The sequence below is a fragment of the Psychrobacter sp. PSP genome (assembly GCF_024085615.1).
Classification (GTDB): domain Bacteria; phylum Pseudomonadota; class Gammaproteobacteria; order Pseudomonadales; family Moraxellaceae; genus Psychrobacter; species Psychrobacter pacificensis.
Window position 1 is genome coordinate 124,557 of sequence record NZ_JABLTF010000020.1, and the last position, 17,286, is coordinate 141,842.

Here is a 17,286-nt window from a genome sequence, read left to right on the forward strand (position 1 = left end):
TCACAATAGCGCACATAAATAGCAACTATCTAGTTGATCCTATTTCAGCCATTTTACCAGTGAATATCATGCAATGCATTACTCATTTATAGGAAAGGATCAGCTATTTACTTGCCCAATTTATGCTTAGCAAAACCCACCCAGTGCTCAGCAAACTTCTGTGCTTTATACGCATAAGGCTTGGCTTTTTGGAGGTAGGGTTTACACTCTTCTGGAACAGCTGGCACGATATGCTTAGCAAGTTTGTTGAACCACATCATTAGGCTATAGTCACCCTCGATGCTTAGATTGCCTTCTTGCACGGCAGTCATAAATGCAGGCAAGCTACCTTTGGTCAATAGCTTGACGCCCGTCATAGAATCTTTGAAAGTAATGGTCAAATCTGCTGCTTTTGCATGACCACTTTGTTGACTAAATTGTCCATTATCAAAGCGAAAAGAACGCGCGATATCAGATTCGGTGCTGGCAAACTCAATCGTGACATTGCGATCGGCAAAGAGTGCTTTGACGTCTTCGTTGTCGCTATCAGCGAGCATGGACAGACGATAGCCAACCACGGCTAGCAGCGCATCTAATGGGTCAGATTTGATATCTAATACAGGAATAGTAAACATAGTGGAACTCCTAAAGAATGGGGCATAAAAATAAATCGTACTTTATACCAGTTTCTATGATAAATACATCATTAGATTATAACCTACTGAGTGATTTCAACTCTTTAGGAGTTAAGTAGAAAGCGTTAAGTATCTTGTAACATTAAATATCACTGTTATGGGTAGGGTATTCATATCAGTATGGCAGTATCAATGAAAGCGTGGCTTATAATCATCATCGTAAACAGGCGTATGTTCGACATAGCGAGCCGCTTCTAACTTGCGCTGCCGACTGACTGCATGACTCACATCCTCGTAGCGTAGTGCTCGGTATAGTACCCAGCCGGCCAAAGGTAACCAGCTGATTCCCATCGCGATGACGTAACGGTGCCATTCCGAAAGCGCAGACAGCATCGGACGACCTACCAAGATATTCTGTATCATCTCAACAGCCAACCAGTAGACCATACCACCAAATAGATATAGCAACAGCCAACGCTGCGATGATAGAGCGAGCGCCACGATCATACCTGCCAGTAAGCTATAGCCTAGCCATGCTGAGCTGCTCCACATCTCTACGCCAATAAAAGAAAAAATAGTCATTGCCATCATTCATCTCGCTATTCATAAGGTGAACTCCAATGAGACTATTATGGAAGGTTGCTGAGCAAAGCTAAAGAGGCGCTAGGCGACTTTGCGACAACCGTTGACGTTTGATTTTTTAGATTAAGGTTGCTTTTTTTTGGATAGCTTGTACGATTTTTAATCGTTAGCTGGTAGGCTAAGCGCCGCAAAAAAGGGCGCTTATATTGGGGAGGGTAGGAGCCGTTGTAATGGTTCAAACAGAGGCTTTTTAATCAAATATTTACACACAGAGGATCAACAGTTAAGCCTTATTGGTTCGTCTGCCCCACCAAGATAGTAACGACACCAAAATAGCACCAAGTAGCATAAGACCAACTGTGGTCAGCCAGTGGGGACCAGTAGGATACTGCCATGGCATAACGTTATTGATCGCCTCGCTGTTAAGAGCGCCTAATACATCTACTTTCCATGGCCATACCTTGACCAAAGAGCCGGCAATAAAACCGGTCAGCAATGCCAAGGTGGCTTGATAGTAGCGGGCTAATAACCATTTTAGAGCACGGGTAAATAATAACAATCCAGTTGCCATGCCCGCCATCACAGTTAATAGTACCGTAAAGTTAAGAGTATGCACGGCTTCCAATACCGTGTCATAAGCCCCTAGCAACAACAATATAAAAGACCCTGAGACCCCAGGCAATATCATGGCGCAAATCGCAATCGCGCCTGCAAAAAATAAGTATGGTAAGCTAGGTGTCGCCGCGAGTAATGGCAGACTACTAATGACCACAGCAGCAATGAGTCCGGCAGCAAACAGTGCCACACGTCCTATATTCCAGCGCTTAATCTCACTTAATAAGATAAATACCGTTGCGACCACCAATCCAAAAAAGAATGACCAAATAAGCAGTGGTTGATTGTCTAGCAAATATTTGATGATACCAGCCAAGGTAACAAAACTCGTCGCAATACCAAGTATCAAACACAATAAGAATGTCGCATCAACCTGTCGCCAAATCGCAATCAGTCCTTTGATTCCGCCGTTTTGTCGAAATATCTGCCAAAGGTTGGGGCCAATGCTACCGAGTGCATTAATCAGGCGCTCATAAATCCCTGCAATCAATGCAATAGTGCCACCAGAGACACCAGGAACGATATCAGCAGCACCCATCGCCATGCCTTTGACATAAACCCCTAGCAGCTCTTTTGGGTTATTCGTATGCACAGGGACAGAGACAGGGACCGTGCTTGCGTCTAATGGCTCTGCTACTGACGGCTGGTTTGGCCGTGGGGATTGTGGTGCCGTCATGAACAGTCCTTTATTATCTGAGAATAAATGTTATCTAAAAATAAATATCTGGCGTTATTACAACGAAACGTATTTAAAAATTAAAGCAACATCATTTAAAGCTGGCTTAATGAGACAGACATCAATCCCGTTTATCGGAAATCTAAGGGATGATGCGCTTATTTAGTAGAGGCAAATGCTGGATAACCAAGCGCATATAATGTCCCCTCAAGTCCTGTCACATTGATCGCGGCATCAGCACGTGCTTGCACGATGGGCTTGGCATGATAAGCCACTCCTAAATCGGCAAGCGCCATCATCGGCAAGTCATTAGCCCCATCACCGACACAGACCACTTGCGACATCTCCATACCTAAGCGCTCAGCCGTATGTTCGACTATAGCGGCTTTTTTGGCACCATTGACAATAGGAAGCTGCACCTGGCCGGTAACTTCTCCCTCGTCGATGTCTAAGACATTGGCATGGACCTCATCAATCCCTAATTGCTCAGCGATATAGCGGGCAAAGTAAGTAAAGCCACCAGACACCAGTACCGTATGGTAGCCCAAGGCTTTTAACGCACTGATGGTGGTACGGGCACCGACCGATAACGTCAAGCGGTTGCAAATATCATCAAGCACATCGGTAGAGATACCTTTTAATAAGGCCACGCGCTGAGCAAATGATTCATCAAAGTCAATTTCACCACGCATCGCCGCCTCAGTAATGGCTTCAACTTGCTCACCAATACCAGCCGTTTTTGCCAGCTCTACAATGACCTCTTGTTCAATCAACGTCGAATCCATGTCAAAACAGGCAAGCTTGTGAGTACGTAGCATATGACCGACCGATAGGATGTGACAATCGACGATGTCTAGATTGCCTGTACTATCCGCACTGCGTGTGCGGTTGTATTCTTCAGACAAGTCATGGCGCAGACGAGTGGTCAGCTGATCGTCAATGATGTGAGCGGCGGCGGTCTTTTTGCCAGGGTGCATCAGCGTATCGGTCACAGGTACCAACAAATAGCGGTATACTTGAGCATTGGTAAAGGGTAGACGCTGTGCATCGGCTGCCGTTGGCTCTGTATCAGAGACCGTAATATTAACAAAGCTCGCCTCAGTATCCTCAGCGACCGTCACCAAATGCCAACTTGGCTGCTCATCGACCCAAGACTGAACATATTGATGAATGTCCATCGCTGATACTTGAGTAGGCAGCACGACAATGAGCGCAAAAACAGGCAGCGACTGTAGCGCATCAAAATCTCGCAGATTGGTATCATCAGGTAATAATTCTGCAATAGAGTCGACGGCTTGTTGCCATGCTTTGCTGTCTTTTGGTAACGAATAAGATGTATTTTTTGGCATGGCTCAATTGTCCCTTGTATGCTCATATAAGATTGGGAATAATAACAGTTTTACTGAGCAGCGCCTATAGATGACATGCAAAGTATCATGGGTGTTCAAAAATGCTTATCAGCGCCTAAAATCTGCTGAAATGCAACAAAGTTATTATGATAAATTTATAAATCGACTAACGCTATAAGACTTATTATGGTGATATAGTAGATGACTTAAACTGACCCCTTGGTAACGATGCTGTGGCAAAAATAGCAGCGATAATCATGAGGCAGCGCGCGATAGTATCATCGTTCAAATTTAGCTCAATAAATAAGTGTCATTTTACATAGTAGCATTTTATATGATGACTGATTTCAATGAAATACTATCGATTTTCCATGAATATCGATCAATATTCGCGCATTACAATTGTTCAAAAATTAGCCAAAAAATGAGCAATAGACTCGTTTTTTAATTTCTTTTCTCCAAAAAAGTTTAACATATCATGACGTATTTAGCGCCGCGGCAAGGGTTGTTTGCCATTATTCTTCTGGTTAGTTTTTGTTTGCAGACGTTGTTATTGGTCATCAGTACCGATCAACAGCTGAGCAAAAGTCGTGCGTTAAAAGGCGAGCAAATGGTCGCCCAGCTGATTGATGAAGCAAGGTTGTCTTTAGAAAACAAAGACCGTGTCAGTCTCAGTGTGATTGCTAACCGCTATACCAGCGAGCAGGACGTAACAAGAATACTGATTAAAGACAATAAAGACGATATTTTGGTGCCTGTGGGCAACGCGCCGATGCAGCAAGGCGATACGATTCGCCAAATCGCCACCAATGGTGATGCGGTGATTGGTAGCGTTGCACTGACGTTAAAAGACGTTAGTAAAGGTGAAATCATCGCGATGCAGTGGCCGTTTGTGATTGGCACTATGTTGCTGCATTTATTACTGTGGTTAATCTACGGTTATCTTGCTCGTCCGACCAAAGAGCAAATCAGTGCGCTGAGCCGTAATATTCAGGACTTGTATCGCGAGCAGTACAGTCAGGGCGATCAGCGCGGCTACAGCCGTGACCTTGAGCGCGGCACGACTGGCAGTCTAGCTGATGGTACTCCAAGCGATAGTCAAATGGCTGGTTTGGCTGCCAAGAGCGAGACAGCTGGCAATGCAGCACAGGCGCGTCCGTTCAATGTACATAACGAAGTCAATGAGTACCTAAGAACACAGCAAAACCAAAGCAGCAGCGACGAAACTGGCAGTCTAACGGCTACGTCTGAAGGCGATATTGAAGACAAGGTTGTCGGCACTGTAAAGCGTCATAGTTCGCAATCTGGTGGTCAGACTTCTAAATTGTCTGCCACGCGCGCAGTCGATAGCGTGAGAGTGCAAATCGTCTTTCATGATGAATTCAATATGCTTGAGCGCCTTGCACCGGCGCAGCGCCTGCCTTATCTAGCCCTATGTACGCAACTGCTCAATCAAGCCGTGACCGAACTACTCAAACAGCCATTACTACTGGGTGTCAGTGCGACCAATGAGGCACACTTTGAGGACGATGGTGCAAGCGTGGTGCTAAAAGCGGACAACAGCCATGCCAAAGTAGCACTGGCTGGGGTCATGCTTGCCAAGCTGTACTTGATGCTCAACAAAATCATTCATGACAAGCATATCGAGCTGTCGCGCTTTGCACTACCAGCCAAAGCAGGGGTGAGTGATGAGGCGCAATCAGAGCCCATGACCCATCTACTACAGAGCATCGGCAAAAAAGAGCAACTGCTGATATTGCTGCCAGCTGCTGGTCTTAAACAAATCAGTAACCATGTACAAGTACACAGCATCATGCGTCCAACCACTGTCTACGAGCGCGAGTGTGCGATATTCGATGGCGGGAACGACTCGATGATTCAGCGTTTGGCAGATGTTCGTAATGCCGTGCTCATGATTGAAGACGAAGATGAGTCAGCGACATAGCAGTATTAACATGGGTCATTTATACTACAATTGTCCATTATATAACTGGTGTCATAGTCTTGGTACTCAGGCTGAAATGTGACATATTAAGAAAAAGGATTGACAACTTTCAATAGAGACTTTATAAGGCATATATATATTGATGTATATTTAATACCCTTGCCTAAAAATGATAGGAGTTTGTCATGAGTGACGCTGATATTGACGACGATTTTGATGATGATTTTGTCGACGATGACGATGCAAAGATGGTTGAAGAAGCTGAGACAAGTGTACGTACGCGTTTAAGTAGTCTTGAGAAGCGTCGACTGATCGATAATTTGCTAGAAGAAAAGCGTTTGGCTAAAGAATTAAAAGATGATCTAGATGATATAGACAATTTTGATGAAGATGGTGATGATTGGGATGACGACGATTTTTAATTCATTGGCACCATTGTCTAAGCTGACTAAAGTGCTTTAATGAGTGATAATTATCTACTCAGTTATACCGATTGCTCGCTGTTTGTTATTTTTGACAATGGCTCGCCATCTGCTCTATTCAATAATACTTACTTTATAAGGGCTGCTTGGTTACGGTTATTCAAGCAGCCTTTGTTTTAAAACCCTTTTGCCATTAACCAATCAATCACTGCGATTGACGATAGCTATCTCTCAAGGACTGTTAAGCCATGAATAACCAACTAAGTTTTGATGAATTACTAGATTATTTGGATAACCAAGAGAGCGAGTTTGTGCTCGATAGTGTCGCGGCGCATGGTTTTTTGACAGCGACGGTCATTGGTCGCCCACTCCCTAACTGGATGGATGCACTTTTTGAAGGTCATGTGAGTGAGATTCCAGAAAACGTCATCGATGGTATCAAGCGCTGGCGCGACTCGATCATGGCTGAGCTAAAAAACGAGACTCCGATTGAATTGCCATTTGGCGAAGATGCTGGTGACGAAGAAGTGGCAGTTGATTTTTCAGATGAATCAGATATTGTGGCTTGGTCGATTGGTTTTGTTGATGCCATGTATGGCGATGAAGCAAGTGATTGGTTTGAAGACGAAGAGACAGCAGAAGACGTGGCTGTGTTGACCTTACCAATGATTGTATTAAGCGGCATTGATGATGAAGATCCAGAGCTAGAAGCAATGCGTCGCGATGAAGATAAGATGGTTCAAATGGCCAACAGCATCGAAGGCAATTTGACCGAGCTGTTTTTGTTGTTTCATACCAATGACTAGTCATTCTAAAAGACAGTACGAATAATCGTACTGTCTTTTATTGGTGCTGCGTTAAGTCGCTCTGGTCATTCTTTTAGATACTTTAATAAGTTACCGATAAGGTCTTACTATGGCTGTGCAACTCTCCAATCTTGAACACCTACCTAATTATCAAATTACCGAGCGCTTAGATGTGGTGTATGGCAGTACGGTGCGCTCAAAGCATGTGGGCAAAGACTTGTTTGCTGGGCTAAAAAACATCGTTGGTGGCGAGCTGACCGCTTACACCGAGCTGTTAGAAGAGTCACGCCAAGAAGCGATCGATCGTATGGTGGTGAAAGCCGAGGCGTTGGGCGCTGATGCTATCGTCGGCTTGCGTTTCTCTACCTCTAGTATCGCCCAAGGGGCTTCTGAGCTGTTTGTTTATGGAACAGCGGTCAAAGCGGTACCAGTATCGCAGCAGCTCCAGAACCCACCAAGCGATAATCACTATCCGTCCGGTCAAACACCCAACCCTCAAGTCCAGACTGCGCCAGAGGATTTACCGCGTTTTAATCCTTTTGGTTGATCTTAGCGCTTTAAAAGCTGTAGCACTGAAAACCACAATGCTAAAAACCGTAATGATTTTTATAATGAGAAACGTCCCATGAATGACTCACTCACGCAAGTGCTTATCAATTATGGGCCGTTTATCTTTTTATTCGCCGCTGGTTGGTTTTTTGGGTCGCGTCACGAGCGTCAGCATTTGGCACAGCTAACGGTAGCAGAGCAGGCGCTAGGGGATATTACGGTTTCAAGCGAGCGTTTCTACCGTCCTGAGCTGGCTGTCGGTAGTGAGGGCGCGCTAGTTCTTGGCAGCGTCGTTATTGCTCAAGATTACTTTAAGATGATTATTGCTCGCGTGCTTAGTCTCTTTGGCAAAAACCTAACCACCTATGAGACCCTACTTGATCGCGCGCGCCGTGAGGCAATCGTCCGTATGCGTACACAAGCGAAAGCCAAAGGCTACACTCATATTTATGGTGTACGTCTAGAAGTCACTAACATAAACCAATTGGGCAGTATGGTAGAAGCCATTGCTTATGGCACGGCGGTCATCAGTACTGATCACACACCTATCGTTTCTGCTACACACACATCGCCTGCACGTGTACCTTCTGCACTTCCTAGCATCTCTTAATACCTCGTAGCACTGCTATTTAGATTCTCCTCTGTGGTTGTCGCAGCACAAAACCCAACGCTGACTGACCAGTAGTCAGAAAAATCAAATACATACACTTTTACAACGATATACTGACTTTCAATGTTTCGACATTTTTTGGGTGTATGTCAGTAGTGATGATTCCAAAAAGTGTTGTGTACAAAGTGTCGTATAAAAACGCTGACAATGTCGGTGGCTTTTACCCAAGATATCAGCAGGATTGGCTGATTGAGCATCATAACGTTGTCATAAACCTGCCCGTGTAAGGGTTATATCTACAAGGATGTAGTTATGGAAGGTGTGGAGTTAGTCACGTTTGTCAATTCAAAAGTCATTCCCATTAGTATTTTTTTGATTATGATGGGAATGGGGTTGTCCTTAGTTACCAATGACTTTAAAAGAGTCGTCAAATATCCCAAAGCAGTCGCAATCGGACTGACCAATCAGCTACTATTTTTGCCATTGGTCGGTTTTGCCTTGGCAACTTTCATGTCACTCGAGCCTGAGTATGCCGTTGGCGTTATGCTGCTAGTACTGTGTCCTGGTGGCACGACATCTAACTTATTTACTTATTTGGCAAAAGGGGATGTCGCGCTTTCGGTCACAATGACGGCGATCGCCAGTATTATCACCGTCTTTACCATTCCTATCGTGCTGAGTTTTTCGCTCGTGTACTTCATGGGTGCTGGTAGTGAGTTTCAGTTGCCAGTCGCCAAGACCATGATCAGCTTGATTACTCTGACCATACTGCCAGTTAGTATTGGTATGCTCATCAAACGCTATGCGGCAAGCTTCGCCGATAAGGCACAGGTGATGGTGTCTCGTTTTGGTGTGATATTTTTGAGCTTCTTGGTAATTTTTTTAGGATATGTGCAAAGAGATATTTTGGTCGAGGCCTTAGTTGCCACTGGCCCTGTATCGCTTATATTGAACGTATCGACGATGGCGCTTGGTTATTACACCAGTAAATGGTTCGGTCTAAATCCTGCGCAGAGAAGATCAATCACCATGGAAGTGGGTCTACAAAACAGTACGCTGTCGATGTTTATGGCATTGACGCTGCTCGCTAACTATAAGATGTCGTTGACTCCAGCTATTTATACGCTAATCATGTTCTTAACCGCAGGTATCATGGTCAGAGTATTTACCGCGCAACACAATAAAGCGAATAGAGTAGACAGAGAAAATAGCGTATTGGCTGCAAGAAGAATGTAGTTTAATCAGAATGTAAGCCGCAGTGCATTGCTAAGTACGCAGTGCACGACCCAATAAAATAAGCCCACAATATACTTTTTATGATGAGAGTTATTGTGGGCTGTTATATTTATCATGGTTTCTTAAAGTGTGTGGGTTGATTCAATACGGATAGCATCGCTCAACGCTAAAATCTGCGCCTATCTACTTCTGCTCGTGCCTCAGCGGCCTGCTCTTTGACCCTTTCAATTTCAAACAAGAATGTGCGGTTTTTGAGTACCGCGACAAATACCACGCCGCCGACCGTATTGCCCACCAAGACCACGACTAAAAATATCAAATAGTGCCATAGGCTGACCGTATTGCCATACAGCAATGCTGAAAACACTTCAATATTGCCAACGATACTGTGATGCAGACCCAAAAACCCGATACTACTAGTGATAATGGAAACCAAAACAATACGGCTAAGGGTATCGCGTGCAGATGTGACTAGCCATGCCGCCACGCCCATCATCCAACCTGCCAGTACCGCACTACCAAAGATGACCCACCACTCAAACCCTAAGATATGCTCAGCGTAAGCATCGATAGCATGGTCGGTAAACAGATGCATATGCAGCCCCAAACCAATTATTAAAGCGGCAAACAAACAGCCACCGACGATGTTACCAGCGATAACGATGCCCCATAGACGCAGCAGCTTATGCAGTGGTTCAATCTTGTTTAGCACAGGTAGACTGAGTAGGGAGGTCTGCTCAGTGAATAATAACGACTGACCAATCACCACGATAATAAAGCCGATCGGATAGAGCAGGGAGGACAGTACCATCGCATAGCGACTCGGCAGCACATCATTAAGTAAGGCAAACGCCGATAAAATCACAAAAAAGCTGATACCAATCTCAAGCCCAGCTGTAAAGGCGCTGGTAAACAGCGAGCCAAGCGAGCGCTCAAAGGTTTCTTTGGCATGGATGACTTGCTCCACCAAAATACTGGCATAGCTTTTCGCTTGGCTTAAATTATCGTCACTGGCAACTTTTTAATGGTTTCTTTGTCTTCGTCGCTGATTTCTTCTGGCAGGTCATCATTGTCTAAATCTTCGGTGGCTTTTATATGATCATCTGCGTGGCTATGCGTATGAATATCTATATCGTTGTTTTCAGGAGTGTGACTGTGCTGTAGCGTGTGACTGTGCGCCATATTGTCTTTTTTATGAGGATCGCTTGCATCATCATCCTGAGATGAATGACTGGTGGTACTCACGCGCGCGCTATCTGGTAGGATATCCTGAGCATCCTGACGACGGCTTTGGTTAGGTCTGTTATTTTGGGACAAGGGTGATTCACTGTTGGTCGGCTGGTATATGGATAGAGCTGATACAACGCTATCGATGCTATTTTAGCGCATGACTGTGGTAGGTTCTGTTGAGTGTTTAACCAATTGCGGTTATTAATTGTTCGATAACGGCATGAAAAATGACCTTCAGGCTTTATAAATTGCCTTACCATCTAACAAAATCTGCCTATCTGCGTTAAAATCACTCTATTCATTATTTTCCTAATTTTTATATTCTCTTTAATTCAATTAACTTTGATCACATTCAATCAATAAAAGATAATGCCATTATGAGTAACCACAACCTAACTGCCTCTATTCAAGCGGCACTCAATCAATTAGAAAACGCCTATAACCCTGCACAAGTCGAGGCAGGTATGTATCAAGGTTGGGAAGAAAGCGGCTATTTTGCCCCAACATTTGATAAAGATGAGTCGTTCTCTATCGCGCTGCCACCGCCAAATGTCACGGGCTCGCTGCATATGGGTCATGGGTTTAACAATGCAATCATGGATGCGCTCACACGTTATCACCGTATGAATGGCGACAACACGCTGTGGCAACCAGGTACGGATCATGCCGGTATTGCAACCCAAATGGTCGTTGAGCGTCGCTTGGAGGCGCAAGGCATCCGCCGCCGTGATATGACACGTGAAGATTTCATCGATAAAGTGTGGGAATGGAAAGAAGAGTCGGGCGGCAGTATCACTAGCCAAATTCGTCGTTTGGGTAGCTCGGTTGACTGGTCGCGTGAGCGCTTTACCATGGATGATGGTCTGTCTAACGCGGTAAAAGAAGTATTCGTACGCCTGTTTGACGATGGTCTTATCTATCGTGGTAAGCGTTTGGTCAACTGGGATCCAAAATTCCAAACTGCGCTGTCAGATCTTGAAGTCGAAAACCACGATGAAAAAGGCAGCTTGTGGCATTTTCGCTACCATTTCACCGATAAAGACCTAACCACTCAAGATGGCAAAAACTATCTGGTTGTCGCCACCACCCGTCCTGAGACACTCCTTGGTGATACTGCTGTTGCCGTCAATCCGAGCGATGAGCGTTATGCACACTTGGTCGGCAAAACCATTACTTTACCAATCACGGGTCGCGTCGTGCCTATCGTCGCTGATGACTATGTCGAGAGCGACTTCGGTACAGGCTGTGTCAAAATTACCCCAGCGCATGACTTTAACGATTATGAATTGGGTCGTCGTCATAGCTTGCCACTCATCAATATTCTCGATGAGCGCGCCAACATTTTGCCAGCGATGGAAGTCTATCCTGATTTGCAGACACGTGAGCCAGAGCTAGAGACTACGCCTAGCGAGTACGCCGGACTTGAGCGTTTTGCCGCGCGTAAGTTCCTTGTTGAGCAAGCAGGCGATCAGGGCTGGCTAGAAGACATTGAGGACTACGCACTTAAAGCCCCGCGCGCTGAGCGTGGCGGTACGATCGTTGAGCCATGGTTGACCGATCAGTGGTATGTCGCGGTCAAAGAGCTTGCCAAGCCTGCGATTGACGCGGTAGAAGACGGCAGCATCGAGTTTGTCCCTGCCCAGTACAAAAACATGTATATGGCATGGATGACCGATCTGCAAGACTGGTGTATCAGCCGTCAGCTGTGGTGGGGTCATCGTATCCCTGCATGGTATGACGATGCGACAGGTGAGGTGTATGTCGCGCGTGATGAGGCGGAAGTACGCACTAAATACAACCTAAGCGATGATGTGGTATTGCGCCAAGATGATGACGTGCTCGATACGTGGTTCAGCTCGGGTCTATGGACGTTCAGTACGCTTGACTGGGCAGACGTCAACGCCGATCCACGCGTGATGGAGACTTTCCACCCAACTAGCGTCTTGGTCACGGGCTTTGATATTATTTTCTTCTGGGTCGCGCGCATGATTATGCTGACCATGCATTTTGTCAAAAACGAAGACGGCACGCCGCAAGTGCCGTTTAAGACCGTCTATGTGCATGGTCTCGTCCGTGATGGCAACGGTCAAAAAATGTCAAAATCAAAAGGTAACGTCTTAGATCCGATCGATCTAATCGACGGTATCGATTTAGAAGCGCTGGTCGAAAAACGCACCAGCAATATGATGAATCCAAAAGACGCGGCTAAGATTGAAAAACAAACACGTAAAGAGTTCCCAGAGGGTATCCCAGCCTACGGTACCGATGCGCTGCGCTTTACCTTTACCTCATTAGCCAGTACCGGTCGCGATATCAACTTTGATCTGAAACGCGTTGAGGGCTATCGTAACTTCTGTAATAAAATCTGGAACGCCAGCCGTTTTGTCCTAATGAACTGTGTCGATGGTGACAGCAATGCCAAGCCTATCGACCAAACGGCGAACCCTGACGTATGGGAACTACCAGAAAAATGGATCATGAGTCGTCTGAACTCTAGTATCAAAGACATTCATCAGCATTTCGCCCAGTATCGTCTCGATATGGTCAGCCAAGATATCTATGAGTTTATCTGGAACGAGTACTGTGATTGGTACGTGGAGCTTGCCAAAGCCAGCCTAAATGATGACTCGGTGACGGATGCGCGTAAAGCGCAAATCCGCTATGTACTACTGCACGTATTAGAGACGGCGCTACGCTTTAGCCATCCAATCATGCCGTATCTGACTGAGCAAATCTGGCAGACCATCGCGCCGCTACTGGGTCGCAAAAACACCGACAGCATCGTGGTCGCTGACTATCCACAAACTGAAGCCAGCCAAATCAGTGAGCAGACCGAAGCGGATATGGCATGGTTACAAGAGCTGATTGCTAGCGTCCGTAACATCCGTGGTGAGATGAAACTGGGTAACGCCGTACGTCTGCCAGTACTCTTACAAAACGTCTCTGCCGATGAAGAAGCGCGTCTATCACGTATCAAAAACCAGTTCAAAGCGCTTGCCAAAGTTGAGAGTTTGGATATCGTCAAAGAAGGCAATGAAGTGCCACTGTCGTCATCGAGCATGGTTGGCCAGCTACGCGTCCTTGTACCCATGAAAGGGCTGATTGACCCAACCGCTGAGTTAAAACGTCTGGGTAAATCTTTTGATAAGCTACAAAAGCAAGCCGAAGGTATCTCGCGTAAGCTGAGCAATGAAGGCTTTGTCAGTAAAGCACCAGCGCAAGTGGTCGAAAGCGAGAAGGCGAAACTGGCTGAGTTAGAGGGGCAGTTGACCGCGATGACGGCGCAGATGGAGCAGTTGAAGGCGTTGTAATGAAACGGTTGTAATAATCTAATAATGATAAAAAACGCCTCTGTAATGGAGGCGTTTTTTGATTGGAAGATATGATACGAATAGGTAAGAAGTAGTTTATTTGTGATGAATGACAAGCTACACTAGTAAACAACATAATTATAGAAATTTGTTATTTTATACTTGATAAGACAATCTAATGCTTCTCATACCACCTAAATAAAAGGTAGGTATACGATGTATGAGGCGATATTATCAACTGGTCTGGCTCAGAGATTACAAAGATAAACAATAGTATGTTTTTTCTATTAACAAATCGTTTTTGAAGCTATAATTTCTTTAGATACTCTTGACCACGACATATTTATTTGAACAAGAAGATTATTTATGCAATACAAAGAGCAGCTGACTGAATGCATTCAAAACGATATGGATTTAGATGACATAGTTAGAAGATTTTTTATAGTACACCCTACATTTGCTTTTAATGACTTAGTTAAAGCTGACGATATACTTAACAAGGTTAGTCTTGAGTTTGATGTTCCTATAAATGATATTTTAGTTTGTGGATCGGCAAAGATAGGGTTTAGCTTAAAAAGCGGGCAACCGTATAAGCCAGGAGAGTCAGATCTTGATTTAGCCATTATCAACAATGAGATGTATTGTAGAATCTTTAATAAAGTGTTGACTGAAACTAGAAATTATTCTAGAAGAGATCTGTTTCAGAGTAAGGAGTGTTTAGAAAGGTATCAGTATGGTATTAAGTTAGGTATGATTAATTATAACTTCTTACCTAATATTGAGTTAAAAAGTGAGTTAACTAGTTTTTTTGATAGTTTATCAATCAATTATAGAGATCTTTTCTCAAGTATTTCTTGTTGTTTCTATATGTCGGAAAGTAATTTTAAGCAAAAGCAAATAAACGGTTTGCACAGTTGGAAAACAGATAATTTTATTAGGGAGTAATCGTGATAGCCTATCAAATCAGGTCAGTTCAGCTAATTAATCTTGTTAGAGATATAAAAAATGGAAACCTAATTACTAATGCTTATTTTCAAAGAAATCTCGTTTGGAGAGAGGTTAATAAAAAAGAGTTAATTAAAACAGTTCTAGATGGTTATCCCTTTCCATTGATATTTATTTCTAAGGGGGAGATTGACGTGGAAAGAATGATATCGACCTCCTGTATTGTTGATGGTCAACAAAGGTCTAATGCGATTGTTTCTTTTGTAAATAACGAATATCATATAGATGGTAGATATTTCAAAGATTTTAGCGAAGATGAAAAAGCTAATTTCTTCAAATATGAGATACCAGTATGTGAGCTAGATATTAAAAATACTGACCCTAGACTATTGGATATATTCCAAAGAATTAATAGAACTTCAGACTCTCTTACTGGTATAGAGAAAAAAGCTTCTGAATACGGTGCATCTTATTTCATGCTAGTGTGTCAAATGCTATGTAATCAAATAGATGTAAATTTAGCTGATAAAGATAATGAAGATTTCAAACTTGACCCTAATATACCAGAAAGCTTTTTGAACTGGGCTAGAGATAAAACAAATAGCTGTGAGAACATACAAAAATTACTTACTGATGAAAGAATATTTTCTATAAGAGAAATTTCTAGAAAAGTTAATCTTCAGTACACCTTGAATATTGTCTCTACATATTTAGCAGGTTTTTATACTAGAAATGATAAAGTAGATGAATACCTGTTGCTTTACTTGGAAGACTTCAATATGAAAGATGAGATTGTAAATAGATTTGAAAAAGTAGCTGAGTTCTATCTAAGACTTGAGTTAGATGATAAATCAATGTGGTTTAACAAAGCTAATATGTTCTCATTGTTCATTGCTCTTGCTAATTATAGTGAATTAGATAGCTTGGATATATCGAAATTTAGTGAAATATTGAACCAATTTGACAGTTTGGATGTATATGATCATGAATATATGGTTTGGGCTAAAGAGGGAGTTAATAATCTCAAGGAAAGAAGAGGTAGACACAAAATAATTATGAAATATATTTTGAACATACCAGACATACAAGAAGAGTCATTTAAGGATTAACATAATTAAAACTATATGAAAATTTAAGCTGATAACAAAAACCGCCACACCAAACACTATGGCGGTTTTTTATCACTTAAAATATCTTAAACTCTAAAGTATCTACAATGCCCACAGCGACTGGTACTGCTCATCAGTCAACGTCACAATATCGATCTCGGCCAGCATCTCGCGTAGCTCTTGCCACTTACTCGCATCAGGTGTGATCGGTGTAATCAATCTGCCTAACGTATTATCAATAATCGCATCCATCAGCGTATCCGCCTCAGTTTTACTATAGTCATAATACATGCGGCGCGCAGACTCAGGCTCATTTTTACACAGCTCTGTCATCTGATTTGTCACTTGGATAAAAGTATCTATCGCGTCTTTTTTCGCGCTATAGATCTCATCAGTTGTGAGGATTTCTAACGCCGAAAAGTTCGGATAAGGTGACAGATGCTGATCGATAAACGTAAAGTCTAGCCCTTCATGAGTCGCCTCAACCCCTTCAAAGTTATAAAAGCACAGCCATGCACCATCGAGACTTGGGTCTTCTTGCAGGTTTTTTATATGGTAAAAGTCTTTTTGTACAAAGCTCACATTGTCACGGCTGATAGTGAAGCCATTTTTTTTGGCATAGCGCGCTAATATCTCAAAGCCAATACGATTGGTTTTTTCTTCAGCAGCAGGGGTGCAAATGCGAATCGGTTGATTGTTTTTGAGCTTATCCATACTGGACTGCTGCATCAATATGCCGCCATCGGTCTCAAAAAAACAGCCAAGCGCACGCAGATTCGGCGCGTAATGCTCAAACAGATGAATCGGCTCATTCACATGCAGATCGATACTTTGGTTTTGCAATTCAGCAAAGCCATCATAGTGGTCATCAGGCTCGATAATAGTGATATCTAGCCCTGCCTGCTCATATGCGCCTGTGGTCATACCCGCGATAAAAGGTAGGTGATCAGGGTTTAAGAACCATTCGAGGGTAAGGGTCAATTTGGTGGTCGGCTGCATGGTTGTTTCCTTATTAATGATAGAAAACAATCAGACTGATGCTGTTTAAACAAAACAAAAAAGGCAAAACAAGAAAGGCAAAATCTCAACATGTAAGGCGCTATCAGATCAGCGCGTCAGGTAGAGATTTCTCTTATTTATAGACTGCTTAGGGTCTGTCATGCTTGTTTCCTACGTCAGTGCTAACTGCTTCAGGTTCACGGGTGTGTCTCAGCGATGGTTTTAACAATCGTTACAAGGTTAAAAGCAAAGCACCCCGACAAGGTTAAGTGGTGCTGCATTATTTTT

Annotated in this window: 16 protein-coding genes and 1 riboswitch; of the genes, 9 read left to right on the forward strand and 7 right to left on the reverse strand. The window is 43.6% G+C overall.

Translation table 11 applies throughout. The features are described from left to right. Positions 1-107: 107 nt before the first annotated feature. From HL061_RS10390 to serB, 4 genes are all read right to left on the reverse strand, one after another. Complete coding sequence (locus HL061_RS10390; protein WP_071002949.1) at positions 108-614, reverse strand: SCP2 sterol-binding domain-containing protein; 507 nt, start codon at positions 612-614, stop codon at positions 108-110. A gap of 189 nt (positions 615-803) precedes the next feature. After that, positions 804-1,196 (reverse strand): AciT family ciprofloxacin tolerance protein, encoded by a 393-nt coding sequence (gene aciT, locus HL061_RS10395; protein ID WP_227517140.1) that lies wholly within the window; start codon positions 1,194-1,196, stop codon positions 804-806. A 283-nt stretch (positions 1,197-1,479) separates the two neighbouring features. Next, positions 1,480-2,487 (reverse strand): DUF368 domain-containing protein, encoded by a 1,008-nt coding sequence (locus HL061_RS10400; RefSeq protein ID WP_093069245.1) that lies wholly within the window; start codon positions 2,485-2,487, stop codon positions 1,480-1,482. A 158-nt stretch (positions 2,488-2,645) separates the two neighbouring features. Next, positions 2,646-3,836, reverse strand: coding sequence for a phosphoserine phosphatase SerB (gene serB, locus HL061_RS10405; protein ID WP_093069246.1), 1,191 nt, complete (start codon positions 3,834-3,836; stop codon positions 2,646-2,648). Between the two features lie 478 nt (positions 3,837-4,314). Between serB and HL061_RS10410 the strand changes: the two genes are divergently transcribed. The 6 genes from HL061_RS10410 (at position 4,315) to HL061_RS10435 (ending at position 9,404) form a co-directional block, all read left to right on the forward strand. Further along, a complete protein-coding gene (locus tag HL061_RS10410; protein WP_252962806.1) occupies positions 4,315-5,781 on the forward strand; it encodes a hypothetical protein in 1,467 nt (488 codons plus the stop codon). Positions 5,782-5,966: 185 nt separating this feature from the next. Next, positions 5,967-6,203, forward strand: coding sequence for a PA3496 family putative envelope integrity protein (locus tag HL061_RS10415; RefSeq protein WP_057761656.1), 237 nt, complete (start codon positions 5,967-5,969; stop codon positions 6,201-6,203). A 248-nt stretch (positions 6,204-6,451) separates the two neighbouring features. Then, positions 6,452-7,009: a UPF0149 family protein gene (locus tag HL061_RS10420; RefSeq protein ID WP_071002953.1), complete on the forward strand. Its 558-nt coding sequence runs from the start codon at positions 6,452-6,454 to the stop codon at positions 7,007-7,009. A gap of 109 nt (positions 7,010-7,118) precedes the next feature. Next, entirely contained in the window at positions 7,119-7,556 is a 438-nt protein-coding gene (locus tag HL061_RS10425) for a YbjQ family protein (RefSeq protein ID WP_071002954.1), read from the forward strand. A gap of 78 nt (positions 7,557-7,634) precedes the next feature. Beyond that, positions 7,635-8,168 carry a heavy metal-binding domain-containing protein gene (locus HL061_RS10430; protein WP_071002955.1) on the forward strand — a complete coding sequence of 178 codons (534 nt, stop codon included), beginning with the start codon at positions 7,635-7,637 and terminating at the stop codon, positions 8,166-8,168. Positions 8,169-8,480: 312 nt separating this feature from the next. Next, positions 8,481-9,404 (forward strand): bile acid:sodium symporter family protein, encoded by a 924-nt coding sequence (locus HL061_RS10435; RefSeq protein ID WP_071002956.1) that lies wholly within the window; start codon positions 8,481-8,483, stop codon positions 9,402-9,404. A 166-nt stretch (positions 9,405-9,570) separates the two neighbouring features. Here HL061_RS10435 and HL061_RS10440 read toward each other — a convergent pair whose 3' ends face one another. Continuing rightward, a complete protein-coding gene (locus HL061_RS10440; RefSeq protein ID WP_223333556.1) occupies positions 9,571-10,371 on the reverse strand; it encodes a formate/nitrite transporter family protein in 801 nt (266 codons plus the stop codon). A gap of 29 nt (positions 10,372-10,400) precedes the next feature. Then, entirely contained in the window at positions 10,401-10,721 is a 321-nt protein-coding gene (locus HL061_RS10445) for a hypothetical protein (protein WP_223333383.1), read from the reverse strand. A gap of 290 nt (positions 10,722-11,011) precedes the next feature. Between HL061_RS10445 and HL061_RS10450 the strand changes: the two genes are divergently transcribed. The 3 genes from HL061_RS10450 to HL061_RS10460 all read left to right on the forward strand — a co-directional run bounded on the left by HL061_RS10450 (position 11,012) and on the right by HL061_RS10460 (position 15,999). Then, positions 11,012-13,945, forward strand: coding sequence for a valine--tRNA ligase (locus HL061_RS10450; protein ID WP_252962807.1), 2,934 nt, complete (start codon positions 11,012-11,014; stop codon positions 13,943-13,945). Positions 13,946-14,311: 366 nt separating this feature from the next. Beyond that, the gene (locus HL061_RS10455; protein WP_252962808.1) at positions 14,312-14,890 is read left to right on the forward strand and encodes a hypothetical protein; all 579 of its coding nucleotides are present in this window, start codon (positions 14,312-14,314) and stop codon (positions 14,888-14,890) included. Positions 14,891-14,892: 2 nt separating this feature from the next. Then, positions 14,893-15,999 (forward strand): DUF262 domain-containing protein, encoded by a 1,107-nt coding sequence (locus tag HL061_RS10460; protein ID WP_252962809.1) that lies wholly within the window; start codon positions 14,893-14,895, stop codon positions 15,997-15,999. Positions 16,000-16,101: 102 nt separating this feature from the next. On the opposite strand, the gene HL061_RS10465 is transcribed toward HL061_RS10460, so the two are convergent. After that, positions 16,102-16,998, reverse strand: coding sequence for an ABC transporter substrate-binding protein (locus HL061_RS10465; protein ID WP_240365451.1), 897 nt, complete (start codon positions 16,996-16,998; stop codon positions 16,102-16,104). 151 nt (positions 16,999-17,149) lie between these two features. Beyond that, a riboswitch (TPP riboswitch) is annotated at positions 17,150-17,267 on the reverse strand. Between the last annotated feature and the right edge of the window lie 19 nt (positions 17,268-17,286).

Coding starts and splice junctions, on each gene's coding strand:
- HL061_RS10420 (WP_071002953.1), top strand. CDS start 6,452: ATGAATAACCAACTAAGTTTTGATGAATTACTAGATTATTTGGATAAC.
- serB (WP_093069246.1), bottom strand. CDS start 3,836: ATGCCAAAAAATACATCTTATTCGTTACCAAAAGACAGCAAAGCATGG.
- HL061_RS10415 (WP_057761656.1), top strand. CDS start 5,967: ATGAGTGACGCTGATATTGACGACGATTTTGATGATGATTTTGTCGAC.
- aciT (WP_227517140.1), bottom strand. CDS start 1,196: ATGACTATTTTTTCTTTTATTGGCGTAGAGATGTGGAGCAGCTCAGCA.
- HL061_RS10410 (WP_252962806.1), top strand. CDS start 4,315: ATGACGTATTTAGCGCCGCGGCAAGGGTTGTTTGCCATTATTCTTCTG.
- HL061_RS10400 (WP_093069245.1), bottom strand. CDS start 2,487: ATGACGGCACCACAATCCCCACGGCCAAACCAGCCGTCAGTAGCAGAG.
- HL061_RS10390 (WP_071002949.1), bottom strand. CDS start 614: ATGTTTACTATTCCTGTATTAGATATCAAATCTGACCCATTAGATGCG.
- HL061_RS10425 (WP_071002954.1), top strand. CDS start 7,119: ATGGCTGTGCAACTCTCCAATCTTGAACACCTACCTAATTATCAAATT.
- HL061_RS10435 (WP_071002956.1), top strand. CDS start 8,481: ATGGAAGGTGTGGAGTTAGTCACGTTTGTCAATTCAAAAGTCATTCCC.
- HL061_RS10455 (WP_252962808.1), top strand. CDS start 14,312: ATGCAATACAAAGAGCAGCTGACTGAATGCATTCAAAACGATATGGAT.
- HL061_RS10450 (WP_252962807.1), top strand. CDS start 11,012: ATGAGTAACCACAACCTAACTGCCTCTATTCAAGCGGCACTCAATCAA.
- HL061_RS10465 (WP_240365451.1), bottom strand. CDS start 16,998: ATGCAGCCGACCACCAAATTGACCCTTACCCTCGAATGGTTCTTAAAC.
- HL061_RS10430 (WP_071002955.1), top strand. CDS start 7,635: ATGAATGACTCACTCACGCAAGTGCTTATCAATTATGGGCCGTTTATC.